Annotated in this window: 13 protein-coding genes; 1 reads left to right on the top strand and 12 read right to left on the bottom strand. The window is 32.6% G+C overall.

Going from position 1 to position 18,223, the window contains the following annotated elements:
* Positions 1–280 precede the first annotated feature (280 nt).
* From dnaI to AST02_RS02165, 11 genes are all read right to left on the bottom strand, one after another.
* Positions 281–1,204 (bottom strand): primosomal protein DnaI, encoded by a 924-nt coding sequence (dnaI, locus tag AST02_RS02215; protein WP_046465535.1) that lies wholly within the window; start codon positions 1,202–1,204, stop codon positions 281–283.
* The gene (locus AST02_RS02210) at positions 1,205–2,611 is read right to left on the bottom strand and encodes a replication initiation and membrane attachment family protein (protein ID WP_069815404.1); all 1,407 of its coding nucleotides are present in this window, start codon (positions 2,609–2,611) and stop codon (positions 1,205–1,207) included. It abuts the gene before it with no gap.
* On the bottom strand, positions 2,612–3,082 hold the full coding sequence (gene nrdR / locus AST02_RS02205; RefSeq protein WP_002507372.1) for a transcriptional regulator NrdR: 471 nt from the start codon (positions 3,080–3,082) through the stop codon (positions 2,612–2,614). It lies immediately after the preceding gene.
* Between the two features lie 394 nt (positions 3,083–3,476).
* Positions 3,477–4,502: a type I glyceraldehyde-3-phosphate dehydrogenase gene (gene gap, locus AST02_RS02200; protein WP_046465537.1), complete on the bottom strand. Its 1,026-nt coding sequence runs from the start codon at positions 4,500–4,502 to the stop codon at positions 3,477–3,479.
* Positions 4,503–4,791: 289 nt separating this feature from the next.
* On the bottom strand, positions 4,792–5,415 hold the full coding sequence (coaE, locus tag AST02_RS02195; protein WP_046465538.1) for a dephospho-CoA kinase: 624 nt from the start codon (positions 5,413–5,415) through the stop codon (positions 4,792–4,794).
* Between the two features lie 15 nt (positions 5,416–5,430).
* Entirely contained in the window at positions 5,431–6,303 is an 873-nt protein-coding gene (gene mutM, locus AST02_RS02190; RefSeq protein WP_069815402.1) for a bifunctional DNA-formamidopyrimidine glycosylase/DNA-(apurinic or apyrimidinic site) lyase, read from the bottom strand.
* A 15-nt stretch (positions 6,304–6,318) separates the two neighbouring features.
* Positions 6,319–8,949: a DNA polymerase I gene (gene polA, locus AST02_RS02185; RefSeq protein WP_069815400.1), complete on the bottom strand. Its 2,631-nt coding sequence runs from the start codon at positions 8,947–8,949 to the stop codon at positions 6,319–6,321.
* A 179-nt stretch (positions 8,950–9,128) separates the two neighbouring features.
* Positions 9,129–10,823: a two-component system histidine kinase PnpS gene (gene pnpS / locus AST02_RS02180; protein WP_069815398.1), complete on the bottom strand. Its 1,695-nt coding sequence runs from the start codon at positions 10,821–10,823 to the stop codon at positions 9,129–9,131.
* Positions 10,823–11,533: a response regulator transcription factor gene (locus AST02_RS02175; RefSeq protein ID WP_046465542.1), complete on the bottom strand. Its 711-nt coding sequence runs from the start codon at positions 11,531–11,533 to the stop codon at positions 10,823–10,825. The genes pnpS and AST02_RS02175 overlap by 1 nt, the downstream gene beginning before the upstream one ends.
* A 469-nt stretch (positions 11,534–12,002) precedes the next feature.
* On the bottom strand, positions 12,003–13,271 hold the full coding sequence (icd, locus tag AST02_RS02170) for an NADP-dependent isocitrate dehydrogenase (protein ID WP_046465543.1): 1,269 nt from the start codon (positions 13,269–13,271) through the stop codon (positions 12,003–12,005).
* A 105-nt stretch (positions 13,272–13,376) separates the two neighbouring features.
* The gene (locus AST02_RS02165; RefSeq protein ID WP_069815396.1) at positions 13,377–14,495 is read right to left on the bottom strand and encodes a citrate synthase; all 1,119 of its coding nucleotides are present in this window, start codon (positions 14,493–14,495) and stop codon (positions 13,377–13,379) included.
* A gap of 356 nt (positions 14,496–14,851) precedes the next feature.
* Here AST02_RS02165 and AST02_RS02160 point away from each other — a divergent pair, with 356 nt between their 5' ends.
* Positions 14,852–16,216 (top strand): amino acid permease, encoded by a 1,365-nt coding sequence (locus AST02_RS02160; RefSeq protein ID WP_069815394.1) that lies wholly within the window; start codon positions 14,852–14,854, stop codon positions 16,214–16,216.
* A 226-nt stretch (positions 16,217–16,442) separates the two neighbouring features.
* Here the strand turns inward: AST02_RS02160 and pyk are convergent, their stop codons facing one another.
* Positions 16,443–18,203: a pyruvate kinase gene (pyk, locus tag AST02_RS02155; RefSeq protein WP_046465546.1), complete on the bottom strand. Its 1,761-nt coding sequence runs from the start codon at positions 18,201–18,203 to the stop codon at positions 16,443–16,445.
* Positions 18,204–18,223: the final 20 nt, after the last annotated feature.

Below are 18,223 nucleotides of genomic sequence, written 5' to 3'. Positions count from 1 at the left end.
ACAAAAAGACCCCATCCCTAAAAAGGGACGAGGTCTTCGCGGTACCACCCTAAATTAAAGTTATGATGTATTTGATATACATAACTTTACTCTACGTAAGATAACGGTCTTGAGCCGGATGTTCATTACAACATCAATTATAAAGTAGTAACGAATTAACTTACTTACCAGCATCTCATCTTTTACTGGTTCTCTGTGAAGTAGTGGTTTATTCATCTCGTCTTCATTTCATTTTTTATGATTTAGATTTAAGTTTATTATACAACATTTATTTTAGATTTCAATCGTTCCTGTAATTTTTTCCTTCTAAGAAATAAGGTGTCGATAATGTTTTGATTCTTTCCATTATTCTTGCGGACTTTGTTTTTTCTGTACCGTCTCGTGTAACAGAGAGGTGATATTCTAATTCTTCAAAACTTAAATTAGAACTGAAAAATGTAGGTAACTCTTGAACCATACGATAATGTAGCAATGGTCCAATCACTTCATCTCGTGCCCATGGCGTGATGTCTTCAGCGCCTATATCATCTAACATTAATATATTTGCTTCTCTCACTCTAGAGAGTTTCGTTTCAAAAGTACCATCTTTAAACCCGCCTTTAAGCGAACGGATAAATTCTGGTAAATAAACAATTGTAGATGGTATCTTTTCAGTTTTTAATTGATTTGCAATTGCGCCAAGGATAAATGATTTACCAGTACCAAATGGACCATGTAAATATAAACCTTTAATTTGGGTCTCTTTATTTGTTATTTTTTCACAAATTTGGTTAGCAGCCATTGCGACATCTAATCTATCTCTTCTATCCATATATATATCTTCAAGTTTTGCATCTAGTGTGTCACGTTGCATATGGTGCGACGTAATTAAATGTTTATTAAACCGTTCTTCATCATGTTTAATTTTACAAGGACAAGGTAAGTAGCGAATTTTTATATGATTATGTTCGATATATAATTCAGGAATATGACCTGTAACAAAATTGGGACAGTCTTTTAATTTATGACCATCATAACGCTTTTCTTGATCTTTATATTCTTGTAAAATATTCAAATCTTCATCTATCATTGCATTCGTCAATTCAGCTTTATGTGACTCTAGAAACTGTTTAACGTCTGGATCATTGACGACATCTTTTTTTATTTTGGCAATTTTTTTTGATAAATCGTTTGAATCGCCCATAATTTGATTAAAAGGTTTCATTTATTTGTCCTCCTTCCATCTATCTTTAAGTTGATTTAAAAACTGTTCTCTATCATTCTTCAATTTTTCATCATCTTCATTATTATTTGAAGTGTCAGTTTCTGCTTTGTTATCTCGCTCTTCTAACCATTTAGGCGTCATCTCTCTCGATGCCAGTTGTTTTTGTTTATAATAAGGTTTAGATGACTTGTTTTCAGTCTTAGGTTGATTCACTTTTATCGCGTAATGATATGCTTGTTCCGCTGTTTTGATGCCTTTTTTCTTCCAATTGGATGCTATTTCAAAAATATAAGACTTAGGTAGCTTCATGTCTTCTTTCAGCATCACAAATTGTAACAGTATATTAATGACACCGAATGACAATTGTTCACGTTCTACTAACTCTTCAATCATATATTTTTGTTGTGTTGTCGGTTCAGATTCTGACCAAGATGCTAACATATCTATTGGACTTGTTTCTTCTAACTGTTTTAACCATGTAGCAGAGTTATCCTCATTTGGTGTTTGGTTTTGAGTTTGGTTATCATTCTGCGTTTGATCAACTTGGGTTGTGTTATCTGCATAATTGTTAGTTTTTATATTTAAAGATGGCATTTGTTGTTCATGCTCCATCAAATAATAAGTTCTTGCATGTTTTCTTAATTCTTCAAACGAAAGTTCTTGTGCGCTTGTTATAGATTTTAAAATGATGCGCTTCATCGGCTCAGGCGTTAAACCATATAGGGTCGCGATTTGTGTGATTAAAGCTTTTGCTTCTTTATCTATAATTTTTGTGCTAATAAAGTGATTTTGTAATAAATCATATAGTGTTTCAAAATCAAAGTGCACTTGTGACAAGTTTAAACCTTCATATGCCGTTTCACTTTGGATTTCATTTGTATCGTTATCTAAGGACTTATTAGGTACCTTAAACACATCAGTGAAATTACGTGTCACATCTTGATATTTATTAAAGTCAATTTGCTTTTTATGTTCAAAATGGCGTTTCAATTGTTGATAACGTTGTTTGCTTACTTCACTAAACAAATACACTGATAACATTGGATCACTGAAAAATTGTTTTGCTGAGGGTGGTTGAACAAGCTGATAAACAAAAGACGAATGCTGTGCATCATGATTCACTAATGTTTTAACTAAACCAATACCCTCTAATAAGTCCATATCTTTTCTAAATTCTAATAAATTAATCTTTAACTCACTCATAATTATATAGTGCGTCAATACAGAATCCGCTTCATATTCTACAAACTGATTCAAATAATGATATAAACCAATTGCATTTGCACCAATCATTGGTGTGAACAATCTATTTAAAATTTCTAGATGCTTACTGTTCAAATAGAAATTTCGCACAACAGTAAAATTATCATGTGGTCTCAAACCATAATCATATGATTGTAACCCCATTTAAGAATCACTCCGTTTATTTCCAGCTAAAATACCTTGCATAGATTGTAATAGTTGATCTACATCCTTAAACTCTTTATATACAGATGCAAATCTAACATATGATACTTGATCTACGTGCATAAGCAAATTCATCACATGTTCTCCAATTTCTCTTGAAGAAATTTCTGCATGTCCTTCATCACGTAACTTCCATTCAACATTATTCGTAATATCTTCTAATTGTTGATAACGTACTGGTCTTTTTTCACATGAGCGTACCAATCCATTTAAAATCTTTTCACGTGAAAATTGTTCCCGCGTACCATCTTTTTTCACCACAATAAGTGGTCTTTTTTCTATATGTTCAAAAGTTGTGAATCTCGTACTACACTTTTCACATTCTCTTCTACGTCGAATCGCATTAACTTCATCTGCATGTCTAGAGTCTACAACACGAGAATGAGTCGAATTACATTTCGGGCATTTCATCGAATTATCACCCTCTCGTTTTGATTACTTATCATTATACTATAAATATGTATGTCACAAAAGAATCACTATGATACATGTAAAATACTTAATGCATTATGTAATTTTTATCACTAACATCCCAAATATTGTTAGAAATTAAAATACTTATTACGTCTCTCTGACAGTAAGTTTAACATGCTCAGTAAATTCACCATTGTCTATTTCTACAATCATCTATTATATAGGTTTAAACGACAAAATGAAAACTCCTTTCAAAGTAGGCACTATCAATGTGCATCACTTCAAAAGGAGTATACATAATACTTTCTATTATAATGTCGTATAGTCTAAACATGGTAGTTTCTTAAAATTTAATCAAATAGATCATTATTAACTGTTATAAATGTGTACTTTAATTTGTGACAGCACCAACATCATTTTTGAGTAATTGACCTATTTGTTCAGCTACATCTACTACTCTATTTGAATAACCCCATTCATTATCATACCACGCGATTACTTTAACTTTATTATCACCCATAATCATTGTACTTTGTGTATCAATAATTGCTGAATGTGGGTTTGTATTAAAGTCCATAGATACTAAAGGTGCATCTTCAGTTGCAATCACACCGTCTAAGTCATTATCTTTAAATGCTTGATTGACTTGTTCAGCCGTTACATTCGTGTCTAAATCAACGACTAAATCCACTAATGAAACATTCTTCGTCGGCACTCTTAATGCCATACCGTGCAATTTACCATCTAATTCAGGTAGAACTTCTGTTAGTGCTTTTGCAGCACCTGTTGAAGTTGGAATAATACTTTCATTGCAAGAACGCGCACGTCTTAAATCTTTATGCGGATTATCTATATTATTTTGATCATTCGTAATGGCATGAACCGTTGTCATTAAACCGTTTTGTATACCAAATTGGTCATTTAATACTTTTGCAACTGGACCAATACAGTTTGTAGTACATGAAGCATTGCTAAATATGTCATACTCTTCAATGTTTAATTGCTCATTATTAACACCTTTGACAATCATTTGGACTTCTCCACCTTTAGATGGGCCAGTAAGCAATACTTTTTTAGCGCCTGCATTAATATGTGCAACAGCTTTATCTCCATGATTGAATTTTCCAGTAGCTTCAATAACGATATCGATGTTCAGCGTTTCCCAAGGTAAGTGCTCAGGATTTCTTTCCGCTACAAGCTTAATCTCATGATTATCAACTTTGACGCCATTTTCTATAGGCTCTACTTTTAAATCATAAGCACCATGAGTTGTATCATAATTAATTAGGTGGGCAATCGTTTCAGGAGGGTAGCTCGCATTAATTGCTACTACATTTAAATCCTTATTTTTCAAAGCGATTCTTAATACCATTCTTCCTATTCTACCCATTCCATTAATTGCAATATTTGTCGTCATTCAAAGCACCCCTTGTTTTTGTGTTATACTTTATGGAAATAGTATAACATAAATAAAAGTACAAGAAAGCGTTTTCTAAAATAAATTTAAAAAAATTTAAATTCCGCATACCTATGAACTTAAAGAGCCCTTTTCATAATAAGTTTATCCAAATAATTTAACTTCATATTGAAAAAGTACCACTCAAACTTAAATTATAAGTTGAGTAGTACTTCAGAATATACTTATTAAACCATACTAATGTATATTAAATCAAGCTTACGATAATCATCATTTAAAGACTCATGATTTATTGTGCTTCTTCTTCAGTATTGTTGTGAATATAACCTTCCTCTACGAGCAATTGTTCTAAGTTCTGTTTCAATTCTAATTTCGTATCACGGTTATCAATTTCACGATCCGCCATTCTACGTTTTTTATCAATTGAAATTTGGCTATAAACACGTGCCTTCGCATCTTCCATTGATAAATCATTACGTTCCATCAATCTATCAATTTGTATACTTTCAGAAGTGTATACTAACCAAACTTCATCCACAGTATCTTGTAAGTCATTTTCAAATAATAACGGAATATCCATAATTACGTTATAGCCTTGCTCAAGATAAGCTTCTTTTTCTTGTTCCATGATATCTCTAACAATAGGATGAACAATTTCATTTAATTCCAATCTTTTCTCTGGATGATTAAATATGACATCTCCTACATATGATCTATTCATATTGCCATCTTCATCTATTGCTTCTTCTCCAAATGCTTCTTTAACTTGTTCTAGTCCTTTGGTACCTTTTTCTACTGCTTGGCGTGATGCAACATCTGCATCTACAACTTTAAAACCATGTACGGTTAATAATTCCGAAACACTAGATTTACCTGATGCGATACCACCTGTTAGTCCTATAACTTTTGGCATAATATCACTCTTCCTTTATTTTTGACATGTAGCGCAGAAATGACTATTTCGCGTTGCAATAACTTGAGTTTCAATATCACTTCCACACACTTTACATATCTTTTGTTTATAAACATTAAGATGTAATTGCATCGTACCTGTACTACCGTCTGCATGACGATAATCAGATATGCTCGTTCCACCATATTTTATACCCGCTTCTAATACATCTCGAACATAATAAAATAATATTTCTCGTTCTTGATTATTTAACTCTTTTGATAGACGCGCTGGATGGATACCTGCTCTAAAAAGCGCTTCACACGCATAAATGTTACCACAGCCCGAAATGACCCGATGATCTAAAATCATTTGTTTAATTGGCTTGTCCTGATAAAGTTTTTTATTAAACCATGATAAGTAATGTGGCATTGCTTCTTCATCAAATGGTTCTGGAGCGATTTCTAAAAATGATGGATACGCTTCAAATGATGGCACATTTCTAATTTCACCGAAGCGGCGAATATCAGAATAGACAAGCAACTTATCATTATTTAATTTAAATATAACATGCCAATGTTTACGATAATTTGGAACACTAATATCTTCTATTTTATCGACTACAAAGAAACCACCAGCCATACCCAGATGGCTAATGAGTATTCTTTCTTCACCGTCTTTCTCTAAATAGAAAACGATATACTTACTTCGTCTTTCTATATCATTTATTGTAAAATGCTCAGTAAAGCGTTTAAACGTATCTAATTCTAAACCTTTAATTATTGTTTCACGTTTGTTTGCTTTACCTTCATGCACTTTGTCAGAAAAAGTAACTGATTCAATTGTTTGTCCTTTAACAAAAGGTTTAATACCTCTTTTTACATGTTCTACTTCTGGTAATTCAGGCAATATAATACCCTCTTTCTATTTTGCGTCGTACCATGTTTGACCATAGCTAGATTCAACTTTTAATGGTACATCTAACTCTATCGCATTGTCCATAATCTTTTCAATAAATTTTTCAAATGCTTCTACTTCTTCTTTAGGTACTTCAAAAATCAATTCATCATGCACTTGTAATAAAAGTTGCGCATGGAAATCCGTATCTTTAACTTCATTTGCAAAATTAACCATGGCTAATTTAATAATATCTGCAGCTGTACCTTGAATTGGTGTATTCATTGCGGTTCTTTCTGCAAAACCTCTTAAATTAAAGTTTCTACTTGTGATATCAGGTATATATCTACGACGATGTAATAATGTTTCAACATAGCCCTGAGCTTTACAGTCTTTAACAATATCTTCCATATATTGTTTAACACCAGGGAAACTATCTAAATAATCATCAATAAATTGTTTGGCTTGTTTTCTTGTTATGCCTAAACTTTGGCTTAGACCATAATCACTTATACCATAAACAATTCCGAAATTCACTGCCTTCGCTTGTCTACGCATCGTGCCATCAACTTCATCTGGTTGCACATTGAATACTTTCATAGCTGTAGCTGTGTGAATGTCCTCATCATTAATAAATGCTTGTTTCATACTTTCATCTTGCGTGATGTGCGCCAATACCCTTAATTCAATTTGTGAGTAATCGGCTGCAAATATGACATTGTTTTCATCTGTAGATTTAAACGCTTTTCTAATTTTTCTACCCTCTTCTAAACGAACAGGTATATTTTGTAGGTTAGGATCAATTGATGACAATCTACCAGTTTGTGCTAGCGTTTGGTTAAAACGTGTATGAATACGATTATCCTCAGCTATTACTTTTTGTAATCCTTCTACATACGTAGATTGTAATTTAGCAAGTTGTCTATATTCAAGGATATGTTCAATAATTGGATGTTCACCTTGTAATTGTTCTAACACATCTACTGCTGTGGAATAACCAGTCTTCGTTTTTTTAATTACAGGTAACTCTAACGTTTCAAATAATACAACACCTAACTGTTTTGGTGAATTGATATTAAATGGCTCTCCTGCAGCTTCATGTATATTTTTTATTAACACATCTAATTTACTTTGAATCTCTTTTTCCATTTCTTTTAAATCATCGGCAACTGTATAAATACCTGTTTCTTCCATTTCACTTAAAATGCGTGCCAATGGTAACTCTAAATCATATAGTAAATCTGTTTGGTTATATTCATCTAGTTGTTCTGCCATTTTAGGTTTAGTCGCACTAATTGCTTCTATAATAGTTGCTACATGATGATTCAGAACTTCATCTTCAGGCAACTGTCTTTTTTTACCTTTACCATAAATAGCGATGGTTTGTTGTACGTAATACTGACCATAATTCGTAACAACTGAATTGACGTCATCTATTGTACGGGATGGATCAATAATATAACTTGCTAACATCACATCAAACACAATGTGCTTAATCGCGATATCTAATCTATGTGCGACGACATATGATTTTTTAGCATCATATACATTCTTTTCTGTAGTACTATCTTCTAACCATGCAATAAGTTCTGGATAATCATGCATCTTATGTGCATCAATAACAACATGGTGTGTGCCATCATATAAAGCAAATTTTAATATGTCATCTTTTAAATAATTAGAACCATCTAACTCAAAATGTATAGCTGCGGCAGCCAAGTTGTTAAAATCAACCTGTGCAAAATCACTCACTGTATTGATTTCCATTTCTTCAACACTTGAGCTACTACCATCAACATCTATTTGGTCCAACAATTGTTTGAACTCCAATTTTTTAAATAATTCAATTTTATCATTTGTATCTGGATTTTCTTGTAACTTAGTCTCGTTTAAGGATACTTCAATTGGACTTTCACAATTAATTGTCGCAAGTTCCTTACTCATTAAAGCATCATCTTTACTATTTTCAAGTTTCTCTTTTAATTTCTTACCTGATACTTCATCTAGGTGTTCATAGACATTTTCAACATTTGAAAATTGCTTCAATAATTTAATTGCTGTTTTCTCGCCAACACCTGCAACACCTGGAATATTGTCTGAAGCATCACCCATTAAGCCTTTCATATCAATAATTTGTTCTGGAACCAAACCATCATATTTTTCGGCTATAAATTCCGGCGTGTAATGATCAACGTCTGTTACACCTTTTTTAGTATAATAGATTGTCACGTCATCTGTAGCAAGTTGTGTTAAATCTCGGTCACCAGTTACGATAATCGTTTGGAATTTTTCTTCATTTGCTTGTTTACTCAGCGTACCGATAATATCATCCGCTTCATAATTGTCTAACTCATAGCGCTTAATTTGATAAGCATCTAATAATTGTCTGATATAAGGAAATTGTTCACTTAATTCAGGTGGTGTTTTTTGACGTCCACCTTTATATTCACTATATTGTGAGTGTCTGAACGTTGTCTTTCCAGCATCGAATGCAACTAAGAAATGTGTAGGCTGTTCTTCTTTTATAATTTTTTCAAGCAACATCGCAAAACCATACACGGCATTGGTATGAATACCTGCTTTATTTTGTAACAATGGCAAAGCGTAAAAAGCTCTAAAGCTAAGACTGTTACCATCAACTAAGATTAATTTATTCAATGTTTTAACCTCCAACACATATTTACTATCCATTTTATCATAAATTATGACGCTATTCGTATTGATACGACATATCTTCTGATTTTCATAGCAATATAAAAAGTCGACCTAACAACATTAAGTTAATTAGATCGACTATCAATTTGATATTATACAACAATTGTTCATTTAAAGTATACTTACTCTGTTTCAAAAAATGTAATTCTAAACGTCGAGCCTTCATTTGGACTACTAATGACGTTAATTCTACCATTATGGGCTTCCATAATATGTTTTGTAATCGATAGTCCTAAGCCCGTACCACCTGAATCTCTACTACGTGCTTTATCTACTCTATAGAAGCGTTCAAAAATATGTTTTTGATCTTCTTCACTGATCCCCATACCAAAATCTTCTACTTCTAGTATACGTTTATTACCTTCTTTATATACACGTACAATGACCTCATCCGATTCCTTAGAATAACTAATTGCATTTGATAATAAATTGATAACAACTTGTGAAACTTTATCCTTATTTGCATCAATGACAATATCAGGCGTCACTTCATTTAAAATAGTTATATCTTTACTTTCAGCAATCGTCTGCATATTTTTTATCGTTAACTCAGCAATGTCAGACAAACTGATATATTCAGTTTCTATTTCAGATTGTTGTTCGACATGAGATAAATCTAGTAAATCAAAAACTAAGGTTTCTATGCGATCAGATTCTTTAGAAATGATTTGTAAAAAATCATTTAATGCCTGTTCATCATTTTTCGCCCCATCTAATAATGTCTCAGCAAATCCTTTTATTGAAGTAATAGGTGTTTTTAGTTCATGTGATACATTCGCTACAAATTCACGACGCAAATTTTCAAGCTTTTTAAGGTTCGTGATATCATGCATAACAATAACCATGCCATATAAATTTTTCTTTGTTTTTGACAAAATTGGCACACAAGCAGTATCAAAATATTTTTGATGCACTTGATCTATGGTTAATTCCACTTGATCATAAATAGGTTTTTCTACTTTAAAAGCATCAGCAATAAGTTTTTGAATTTTAACATCGATAAACTCAACATAACTTTTATGTTCTACTGCTTCTTCAGGCGTAAACAACTCATAATATGCTTTATTTGCTACAACAATTTCACCATATTTATCAATCATTAATATGGAACTTGGAATACTTTCTACAGTTGTTTTTAGTCTATTGGATTGTAGTTTTTGCTTATGGTTTAAACGTTGCAAACGTCTAGCTAATTCATTTGTAGTAACGAACAACTCTCTCGTCTCTTTAACGTTACTTTCAGGTACCCTCACGTGATAATAACCTTCAGCTAAAAGGTTCGTGGCATAAGTTACTTCATTAATAGGTCTAATGTATGTTCTATTGATACTTCGAACTACAAAGAAAATAATCACTAAAACAATTAAACCAATTAAAGCAGTGTATTTCCATATTTCAATTTGCAATTCTAAGATTTCATTGTTTACACCACTTATCAAAACGTCTTGATCTTTGATTGAAGTTTTAAATGTATATCTTCGATCATCGGCTACTTTATCATAAATTAGTTTCGAAGGAATAGCTTCATTTCTTATATCTTCATTTATCTCAGTACCTTGTTTTGTGGACAACAAGACATCGTTACCTTTTTCAATGACTACAGTAAGTTTCTCACTTTCAGCAATATCTTTGATTTCAGCTATTTTATCATGGTTGTACAAACTAACGAAATGCTTCGAACGATGCTCTAGGTCGCCTTCTTGACCCGTAGTAACCGTGTTATAAATAACATGTGTTATGATTGCGCCTAGCATAATAAAACTAATGATAACGATGGTACATAATAAAAATAAGAGGCGGTGATGAAACTTCAGCATTAAACCTTAGGTCTCTCCAATTTATATCCTAAACCTCGTACTGTTTTGATAAGTTTAGGTTGTTTTGGGTTTTCTTCTAATTTATCTCTTAAATGACTAATATGTACGTCCACAATTCTAGAGTCACCCGCAAATTCATAATTCCATACTGAATTTAACATATGTTCACGTGTGATTACTCTACCCTGTCTTTCGATAAGATATAATAACAGTTCAAATTCTTTTGGTGTTAATTCTAATAGTTCATCTTCTCTATACACTTCAAAATATTCTGGTCTAATTCTGATTGCACCAATAAGTATGTCATCTTCATCATTTTCAATTTGAGCTGCTTCTGTAACCATGGCAGATCTTCTTAAAATAGCTTTGACTCTTGCTACGACTTCTCTTGGTGAAAATGGTTTAGTCATATAATCGTCTGCGCCAAGTTCTAGTCCAAGTACTCGATCAAATTCATCATCTTTAGCTGTCAGCATTAAGATGGGTACAAGGTTTTTATCAGAACGGATCGTTTTACACACTTCTATCCCATCTTTTTTTGGAAGCATGACATCTAACACAACTAATTCGGGGTTTGTAGCATTAACCTTCTCCAGTGCTTCTTCTCCATCATAAGCTACATCCACTATATATCCAGCTTGCTCTAAATTATATTTTAATAAGGTTACGATTGATTGCTCATCATCTACTACAAGTACTTTTTGTGACATAGTATACCTCCATATTTGTGTTTACAAATTAATTATAACTTATATTTAAATAAAAATAACATACTTTAAATTCTTTTCACATAAACTTTACAATGCCTATATTATAGAAACAAATTAAGTATTCATGAATTTAATGTAATTGTACTGTTAACAATCTATTGTGCTGTTGATTTCGTTTTACTGAATTTTCTTGAAATTATACGTTAACAAAATCTTAACATTTAATTAACAAGATGAACACTTATATCATTGAAAATATGCAGTTCCTTGAAATCTTTCGTGTTAATTCACATTAAATACTATCCTTAAATTTACAATTTACATGCAAAACCATATGAATTAAATACTCTTTGTGGTGCATTTTTACTAAATCGTGAAAACAAAAAAATACCAACAAAATCCTAAGATATTGTTGGTAACTTTAAAATCAATTCATATTGAATCTTTAACGATTCAATACGAATTTATATTATTTGATGTTTTTAATCAGTTCATCTGCAAAGTCAGAAGTAGAAACTTCTTTAGCACCATCCATTAAACGGGCAAAGTCGTAAGTTACTACTTTAGAAGCAATTGTTTTTTCAATTGATTCAGTAATCTTATCTGCAGCTTCTTGCCAGCCTAGGTGTTCTAACATTAGTGTTGCACTTAAAATTTCAGATGATGGGTTAACTTTGTTTTGTCCAGCATATTTTGGAGCTGTACCATGTGTAGCTTCAAAAATAGCATGTCCAGTTTCATAGTTAATGTTTGCACCAGGTGCAATACCAATGCCACCAACTTGTGCTGCTAATGCATCAGATACATAGTCACCATTTAAGTTCATTGTAGCCACTACATCATGATCTGATGGACGTGTTAAGATTTGTTGTAAGAAAATGTCAGCAATTGAATCTTTAACGATAATTTTGCCTTCTTTTTCTGCTTTTTCTTGCGCTTCGTTTGCTTTGTCTTTACCTTCTTTTTCAACAATTTCATCATATTGCTGCCAAGTAAATACTTTATCACCAAATTCGTTATGTGCTAAATCATAACCCCATTGTTTAAATGCACCTTCAGTAAATTTCATGATATTACCTTTATGCACTAAAGTTAATGATTTACGATTATTTTCTAAAGCGTATTGTATAGAAGCACGTACTAAACGTTCTGTACCTTCTTTAGAAACTGGTTTCACACCAATACCTGATGTTTCTGGGAATCTAATATTTTTAGCGCCCATTTCATTTTGTAAGAATTCAATTAATTTCTTAACTTCAGGAGTACCTTCTTGGAATTCAATACCAGCATAAATGTCTTCAGTATTTTCACGGAAAATAACCATATCAGTGTCTTCAGGACGTTTAACTGGTGAAGGAACGCCTTGGAACCAACGTACTGGGCGTAAACATGTAAATAAATCTAATTCTTGACGTAAAGCAACGTTAAGTGAGCGGATACCGCCACCAATTGGTGTTGTTAAAGGACCTTTAATAGCAATTAAATATTCATTAATTGTATCAAGTGTTTCTTTAGGTAACCATTCGCCAGTTTCATCGTAAGCTTTTTGTCCAGCTAATACTTCTTTCCATTCGATTTTCTTTTCACCGTTATAAGCTTCTTCAACAGCTGCATCGATTACTCTGCTTGCCGCATTCCAGATATCTGGTCCAATACCATCACCGATAATAAATGGGATGATTGGATTATTTGGAACTGTTAAACCTTCTTGTGATTTTACTATTTTTTCTCCTGACATGTAAAAAAACCTCCGTGTTTTGTTTTATTGATTAAATACTTTTCAAAAATATTGTTTATACATTCATTATTACAATAAAAACTGTAATGAAAATGATTAAACTTATTATCTTTTTTCTATTGGTTCATATTTTCTATCTGTTTCACCAATATACTCAGCTCTTGGACGCATAATTCTGTTATCTCTATATTGTTCTAAGATATGTGCAATCCAACCAGAAGTTCTACTTACCGCAAAAATTGGAGTGAATAAATCATGCTCAATGTTCATACTATGATAAACTGTCGCACTAAAGAAATCCACATTGGCTATTAAGCCTTTTTCTTCTTTCATCTTATCAGCAATTTTAACGGAAATATCAAATAATTGACTTTGACCTGTTTCTGCTGTGATTTTTCTACTCATTTCTTTTAAGTATTTCGCTCTTGGATCACCATCTTTATATACACGGTGTCCGAAGCCCATAATTTTTTCTTTATTTTCAATTTTTTTATCGATGTAATTATCAACTTCATCAATTGATTTCACTTCAGCTAGCATGCTCATGACACGTTCATTTGCGCCACCGTGAAGTGGGCCTTTTAATGAACCAACTGCAGCAACAATGCCTGAATACATATCTGATAATGATGAAACAGCACATCTTGCTGTAAATGTTGAGGCATTCAACTCATGGTCAGCATGTAATACAAGCGCTTTGTTAAACGCTTCAACTTCGATATCTGTAGGTAGTTCCCCTCTTAACATATATAAGAAGTTTCCTGCATAATTTAATTCACTATTGGGTTTTACAACCTCTTTACCTTCTCTAACTCTTGCATATGCTGTAACAAGAGAAGCTATTTTAGCTTGAATACGTATTGCACGTTCCATTGTTTGTTCATCGCTTTCAGTTTCAGCATGTTCATCAAAATGGGCAATATAAGACACAGAAGTTCTTAACGCTGTCATTGGATGCACATTACTAGTAGCGTATTCTTTAAAGTGATTATACACTCTAGGATTTAGTGTCATGTGTTCAAAAAGCTTTTCTTTTAATTCTTTTAATTCTTCTTCATTAGGTAATCGGTAGTGCCATAATAAGAAGACAACTTCTTCAAACTCAGCATTTTGAGCTAAATCATCAATATCATAACCTGCATATGTTAATTGACTATCAATGATAGAACTTACTTTAGTTTGAGATGCAATTACCCCTTCTAAACCTTTTTGTAACTCTGCCATATATAAATTCCCCTTTTCTATTTCGTTATGAAATGGCTTTCATTAACCATTATATCCAATTTCGTCCCTTTTGTGAATATTTAAAGTTTAATCCTCTTGCCAAAACACTAAGAAATAAGTATTTGTTTATATACCCTTAAACACGTCATGATATGAAACGGTGTTATAATCTCATTTTAGTATGGAAAGCCTTACAGTTCAATTTTTATTACTTTTCATTTGGTTATCATTATTAATAACTAATTATTAATGTAGTTTTATCCTTAACTTTTTTTATGATTCAGTTAAAAAACAGTTGTAATATTTTAAAGACAGTTGCATAATAATAAAACGACAAAATGAAGGAGTAGTAGATTATGTCAAACAATGAATTACAGAGAGAACTAAGTAATCGGCACATCCAGTTGATTGCAATTGGTGGCGCAATTGGTACAGGTCTATTTTTAGGAGCTGGCCAAACCATCGCGTTAACTGGCCCTTCTATTTTACTTACATATATTATCATTGGTTTTATGCTATTTATGTTTATGCGTGGCTTAGGAGAAATGCTTGTGACAAATACTAATTTCAAGTCTTTCGCCGATGTCACGAATCAATACATTGGTTCATTTGCAGGTTTTGTAACTGGTTGGACTTATTGGTTATGTTGGATTATTACTGGTATGGCTGAGGTTACTGCAGTAGCTAAATATGTAAGTTTTTGGTTTCCTCACATTCCAAATTGGATCAGTGCTTTGTTCTGTGTACTTGTACTTATGTCACTTAATTTATTAAGCGCTAAACTATTTGGGGAGTTAGAATTTTGGTTTGCAATCATAAAAATTGTAACGATTCTCGCTTTGATTGTTGTTGGTGCAATTATGATTATTATGGCCTATGACACACAATTTGGACATGCTTCATTATCTAATTTATACACTAATGGTATATTCCCTAAAGGGGTTAATGGGTTTTTAATGTCATTCCAAATGGCTGTATTCTCATTTGTCGGTATCGAATTAATAGGTGTGACTGCGGGCGAAACTAAAGATCCGACTAAGACCTTACCGAAAGCAATTAATAGTGTGCCTTTACGTATATTAGTTTTTTATGTAGGCGCGTTAGCTGTGATTATGTCAATCATCCCATGGAATGCCATAAATCCTGACGATAGTCCATTTGTTAGATTGTTCGCGCTAATCGGTATTCCATTTGCAGCAGGCATTATTAATTTCGTTGTACTAACTGCAGCGGCATCTTCTTGTAACAGTGGTATTTTTTCTAACAGTCGTATGCTCTTTGGTCTTTCTAATCAAAAACAAGCACCACCTTATTTTGCATCAACGAATAAAAATGGTGTGCCGCACATTGCAATATTTGTCTCATGCGCTTTACTGATGATCGCAGCTTTATTAAATTATATTGTACCGAATGCAACACTCGTCTTCACTTATATCACAACTGTATCTACAGTGTTGTTTTTAGCCGTTTGGGCGTTAATCACCGTTGCTTATATCAATTATACTAAACGTAACCCAGAAGGCCACAAACAGGCTAATTTTAAATTAGTAGGCGGTAAATATATGGGTTATATCATCTTAATATTTTTCTTCTTAGTATTTTGTCTATTATTCGTAAATGAGGTTACAAGAACAGCAGTATTTTTAACACCGATATGGTTCGTTGCCTTAAGTTTAATGTACTTAAGATATAAAAAAGTAGCACGTACTCAAGATAAATAAAAGAGGGTATTTTCAAAATAAGCTATCTATACACATTGCTCGCGAACCAATGTGTATGGATAGTTTTTTATTATGATTAAAAATAGTAATCTTAGTGATTTTATATAAGATTGAGTGAAAATTAAAAAGAGAGTTAACTGAATTTAAAATTCAATTAACTCTCAATGTCTTCTATTATTTCAAATAGGAATTTACAACTGCCTATTTGTTTATATTCGTAAATTTATTATAGAACGTTAGCATAACCTTCGAAGATTTTACCTTGATTTGCATCAATAGTAACTAAAACATCATTTTGTATTTCTTTAGTTGCGTTTTCAACACCAACAACTGTAGGAATACCTTTTTCTAAACCAATAATCGCACTTGGTGAAGTGATGCCGTTTTCTTCTGTGATTAAACCAATTGCATTTTCAATATAAGGTACAAGCGTTTCGTCTACTGAAGACGTTACAATAATAGTTTCAGATAAATCTTTACCTTCTAACTCACTTGCATTATTAACAACAAGTGTTTGGCCAACAACTGAATTTCTACCAATACCTTGTCCTTTTGCAAGTTCATCGCCTACTAAATGTAATTTCATCATGTTAGTAGTACCTTTTTCACCTGTTGGAACGCCAGCAGTGATAATAATTAAATCACCATTTTGAACTTTTTCTGTTTCAACTGCAGTAGCTACAGCATTATTTAATAATGCATCTGTAGTTTTACGTCCTTCTTTGATTACTGGGTGAATTCCCCATACTAGCGCACATTGGCGTGCAGTTTCTGGATTAGGTGTTACTGCGATAATGTCTGATTGTGGACGATATTTAGAAATCGTACGTGCAGTAGAACCACTTTCTGTAGCAGCAACAATTGCTTTTACATTTAAGTTTAATGCTGTATGTGCAACTGAAACACCAATTGCATTAACAAGTGAAGTTTCTACTAATTTAGTACGGTCTGATAATAATTTTTTATAATCTTGTGCACCTTCAGCAGAAACTGCAATATTACGCATTGTTTTAACTGCTTCTTCAGGATAAAGTCCAGCAGCTGTTTCACCAGAAAGCATAACTGCATCAGTACCATCATAAATTGCGTTGGCAACATCACTTGCTTCGGCACGTGTAGCACGTGGGTTTCTTTGCATAGAATCAAGCATTTGAGTCGCAGTGATAACAGGTTTGCCTAATTTATTACATTGTCTAATTAAATCCTTTTGCACCATAGGTACTGATTCTGGTGGGATTTCAACACCCATATCACCACGTGCAACCATTAAACCATCTGAAACTTCAAGAATACCTTTGATATTATCGATACCTTCTTGATTTTCAATTTTAGGTATAATACTGATTGTTGTATTTTTTTGTGCTTCTAGTAATTTACGGATATCTAGTACATCACTTGGACGACGTACGAAACTAGCTGCGATAAAATCAACGCCTTCGCTAATACCGAAATTAATATCTTCAGCATCTTTATCAGTGATACCAGGTAAACTTACTTTAACGCCAGGTAAGTTAACACCTTTTTTGTTGCTTAATTCGCCAGTGTTTAGTACATCACAAACAACTTCGCCGTTATCTTTGTCGATACTTTTAACTTGTAATTCAATTAAGCCATCATCTAATAAAATATATGAACCTTCTTCTACATCATTGATTAAATTATCATAAGTTACTGAGAATTTTTCAGGTGTACCTTCTACTTCTGTCATGCTTACAATGACTTCAGTATCTTTTTCAAGTTCTATTTTGCCATTTTTCATACTATGTGTACGAATTTCAGGGCCTTTAGTATCTAGTAAGATTGCAACAGTTTTACCTAATTTTTTAGATACTTTGCGAATTGAATCAATTCTTGCTTTATGTTCTGCATGATCACCATGTGAAAAGTTTAAACGTGCAACGTTCATTCCAGCTTTCATTAATTTCTCAAGCATTTCTTCCGATTCTGACGCTGGTCCAATAGTACAAACAATTTTAGTTTTTCTCATTAATAATGCCTCCAAGTATT

The sequence above is a fragment of the Staphylococcus equorum genome (genome assembly GCF_001747895.1).
Classification (GTDB): domain Bacteria; phylum Bacillota; class Bacilli; order Staphylococcales; family Staphylococcaceae; genus Staphylococcus; species Staphylococcus equorum_A.
This window is presented reverse-complemented; position numbering and strand designations above follow the sequence as displayed.